The organism is Aquitalea sp. LB_tupeE (assembly GCF_013391415.1).
Classification (GTDB): domain Bacteria; phylum Pseudomonadota; class Gammaproteobacteria; order Burkholderiales; family Chromobacteriaceae; genus Aquitalea.
Genome location: NZ_JACAXB010000063.1, coordinates 1 through 535, shown reverse-complemented (window position 1 = coordinate 535; position 535 = coordinate 1). Strand labels below are relative to the sequence as shown.

1 protein-coding gene is annotated in these 535 nt (G+C 68.0%); it reads right to left on the bottom strand.

Going from position 1 to position 535, the window contains the following annotated elements; translation table 11 throughout:
• Window positions 1–535: contractile injection system protein, VgrG/Pvc8 family (locus tag HWX34_RS21010; protein ID WP_218645289.1), on the bottom strand; the 535-nt coding region annotated here is incomplete at both ends.

The following is a 535-nucleotide window of genomic DNA, read 5'->3' as shown; positions in this document are numbered from 1 at the left end:
TTGACGCGGGTACCGGCATGCAAGGGCAGATGCAGACCAAAGCCGCCGCCGGCAAAGGGCTTGGCCAGCCGTACCGGGCGCGAGTCGCCGCCGGGGCTCCAGCGATCCAGATCAAACAGAAAGCGCACCCGGTAGCGGCCCAGCTCATCCAGAAAGGGATAGCGATAGCGGTTATCGCCCGGACTCACCACCATGGCCGGCAAGGTGCCGTGAATGCGTGGCTTGGGGGGCAACGCCGGTCGCCAGATACGGTCGGCCGGAATGGCCTGGAAGGTATTGTGATAGGCCTGATCGCGTGCGCCCTGATGCCGGGCGGCAATGATCAGCCAGCCATGCGGCGCTTCATCAAACGCCTGCGCCAGCCGCAACACCTCGCCCGGACGGACGTGCAGCACCGTGCCGCCGCCACTGGCCACACACTGGCGCGCCTGCGAAGCCTGATGGCGCAACTGGGCGATGCGGGCGGTTTCCGCCACATCACGCCCGCCCTCGCCCCAGGCATAATCCAGCCCGTACGCTGCGGCCTGCGGGCCGC